Source organism: Pseudomonas fluorescens (genome assembly GCF_902497875.1).
GTDB classification, from domain to species: domain Bacteria; phylum Pseudomonadota; class Gammaproteobacteria; order Pseudomonadales; family Pseudomonadaceae; genus Aquipseudomonas; species Aquipseudomonas fluorescens_BR.
In genome coordinates this window covers 1-3,043 of the sequence record NZ_CABVHY010000079.1, presented here as the reverse complement: position 1 = coordinate 3,043, position 3,043 = coordinate 1, and the positions used below count along the sequence as shown (strand labels likewise).

The following is a 3,043-nucleotide window of genomic DNA, read 5'->3' as shown; positions in this document are numbered from 1 at the left end:
GCTTTAAGCTCCAAGCTGATAGCTCACGCTAACAGTTACAAGCTCGAAATTGGGTCTGTAGCTCAGTTGGTTAGAGCGCACCCCTGATAAGGGTGAGGTCGGCAGTTCGAATCTGCCCAGACCCACCAATTTTGTGTGGGAAACGCCTGTAGAAATACGGGGCCATAGCTCAGCTGGGAGAGCGCCTGCCTTGCACGCAGGAGGTCAACGGTTCGATCCCGTTTGGCTCCACCATTTACTGCTTCTGACGTTAGAGTTTAGAAATGAGTATTCCGATGCGAATATTGATTTCTAGTCTTTGATTAGATCGTTCTTTAAAAATTTGGGTATGTGATAGAAAGATAGACTGGACGTTACTTTCACTGGTAACGGATCAGGCTAAGGTAAAATTTGTGAGTAATTGCGAATTTTCGGCGAATGTCGTCTTCACAGTATAACCAGATTGCTTGGGGTTATATGGTCAAGTGAAGAAGCGCATACGGTGGATGCCTTGGCAGTCAGAGGCGATGAAAGACGTGGTAGCCTGCGAAAAGCTTCGGGGAGTCGGCAAACAGACTTTGATCCGGAGATGTCTGAATGGGGGAACCCACCTAACATAAGTTAGGTATCTTACGCTGAATACATAGGCGTAAGAAGCGAACCAGGGGAACTGAAACATCTAAGTACCCTGAGGAAAAGAAATCAACCGAGATTCCCTTAGTAGTGGCGAGCGAACGGGGACTAGCCCTTAAGTGGCTTTGAGATTAGCGGAACGCTCTGGAAAGTGCGGCCATAGTGGGTGATAGCCCTGTACGCGAAAATCTCTTAGTCATGAAATCGAGTAGGACGGGGCACGAGAAACCTTGTCTGAATATGGGGGGACCATCCTCCAAGGCTAAATACTACTGACTGACCGATAGTGAACTAGTACCGTGAGGGAAAGGCGAAAAGAACCCCGGAGAGGGGAGTGAAATAGATCCTGAAACCGTATGCGTACAAGCAGTGGGAGCCCACTTTGTTGGGTGACTGCGTACCTTTTGTATAATGGGTCAGCGACTTATTTTCAGTGGCGAGCTTAACCGAATAGGGGAGGCGTAGCGAAAGCGAGTCTTAATAGGGCGTCTAGTCGCTGGGAATAGACCCGAAACCGGGCGATCTATCCATGGGCAGGTTGAAGGTTGGGTAACACTAACTGGAGGACCGAACCGACTACCGTTGAAAAGTTAGCGGATGACCTGTGGATCGGAGTGAAAGGCTAATCAAGCTCGGAGATAGCTGGTTCTCCTCGAAAGCTATTTAGGTAGCGCCTCATGTATCACTGTAGGGGGTAGAGCACTGTTTCGGCTAGGGGGTCATCCCGACTTACCAAACCGATGCAAACTCCGAATACCTACAAGTGCCGAGCATGGGAGACACACGGCGGGTGCTAACGTCCGTCGTGAAAAGGGAAACAACCCAGACCGTCAGCTAAGGTCCCAAAGTTATGGTTAAGTGGGAAACGATGTGGGAAGGCTTAGACAGCTAGGAGGTTGGCTTAGAAGCAGCCACCCTTTAAAGAAAGCGTAATAGCTCACTAGTCGAGTCGGCCTGCGCGGAAGATTTAACGGGGCTCAAACCATACACCGAAGCTACGGGTATCACTTAGGTGATGCGGTAGAGGAGCGTTCTGTAAGCCTGTGAAGGTGAGTTGAGAAGCTTGCTGGAGGTATCAGAAGTGCGAATGCTGACATGAGTAACGATAATGGGTGTGAAAAACACCCACGCCGAAAGACCAAGGTTTCCTGCGCAACGTTAATCGACGCAGGGTTAGTCGGTCCCTAAGGCGAGGCTGAAAAGCGTAGTCGATGGAAAACAGGTTAATATTCCTGTACTTCTGGTTATTGCGATGGAGGGACGGAGAAGGCTAGGCCAGCTTGGCGTTGGTTGTCCAAGTTTAAGGTGGTAGGCTGAGATCTTAGGTAAATCCGGGATCTTAAGGCCGAGAGCTGATGACGAGTGTTCTTTTAGAACACGAAGTGGTTGATGCCATGCTTCCAAGAAAAGCTTCTAAGCTTCAGGTAACCAGGAACCGTACCCCAAACCGACACAGGTGGTTGGGTAGAGAATACCAAGGCGCTTGAGAGAACTCGGGTGAAGGAACTAGGCAAAATGGCACCGTAACTTCGGGAGAAGGTGCGCCGGTGAGGGTGAAGCATTTACTGCGTAAGCCCATGCCGGTCGAAGATACCAGGCCGCTGCGACTGTTTATTAAAAACACAGCACTCTGCAAACACGAAAGTGGACGTATAGGGTGTGACGCCTGCCCGGTGCCGGAAGGTTAATTGATGGGGTTAGCTAACGCGAAGCTCTTGATCGAAGCCCCGGTAAACGGCGGCCGTAACTATAACGGTCCTAAGGTAGCGAAATTCCTTGTCGGGTAAGTTCCGACCTGCACGAATGGCGTAACGATGGCGGCGCTGTCTCCACCCGAGACTCAGTGAAATTGAAATCGCTGTGAAGATGCAGTGTATCCGCGGCTAGACGGAAAGACCCCGTGAACCTTTACTATAGCTTTGCACTGGACTTTGAATTTGCTTGTGTAGGATAGGTGGGAGGCTTTGAAGCGTGGACGCCAGTTCGCGTGGAGCCAACCTTGAAATACCACCCTGGCAACTTTGAGGTTCTAACTCAGGTCCGTTATCCGGATCGAGGACAGTGTATGGTGGGTAGTTTGACTGGGGCGGTCTCCTCCTAAAGAGTAACGGAGGAGTACGAAGGTGCGCTCAGACCGGTCGGAAATCGGTCGTAGAGTATAAAGGCAAAAGCGCGCTTGACTGCGAGACAGACACGTCGAGCAGGTACGAAAGTAGGTCTTAGTGATCCGGTGGTTCTGTATGGAAGGGCCATCGCTCAACGGATAAAAGGTACTCCGGGGATAACAGGCTGATACCGCCCAAGAGTTCATATCGACGGCGGTGTTTGGCACCTCGATGTCGGCTCATCACATCCTGGGGCTGAAGCCGGTCCCAAGGGTATGGCTGTTCGCCATTTAAAGTGGTACGCGAGCTGGGTTTAGAACGTCGTG

At 50.8% G+C, this 3,043-nt stretch carries 2 tRNA genes and 1 rRNA gene; all 3 read left to right on the top strand.

Annotation, left to right across the window (positions count from 1 at the left end):
• The first annotated feature begins 51 nt into the window (after window positions 1–51).
• Window positions 52–128: transfer RNA gene (locus tag F8N85_RS33550), tRNA-Ile, on the top strand.
• Window positions 129–158: 30 nt separating this feature from the next.
• Window positions 159–234: transfer RNA gene (locus F8N85_RS33545), tRNA-Ala, on the top strand.
• A 224-nt stretch (window positions 235–458) separates the two neighbouring features.
• Window positions 459–3,043, top strand: a 23S ribosomal RNA gene (locus tag F8N85_RS33540); the annotation flags it as partial.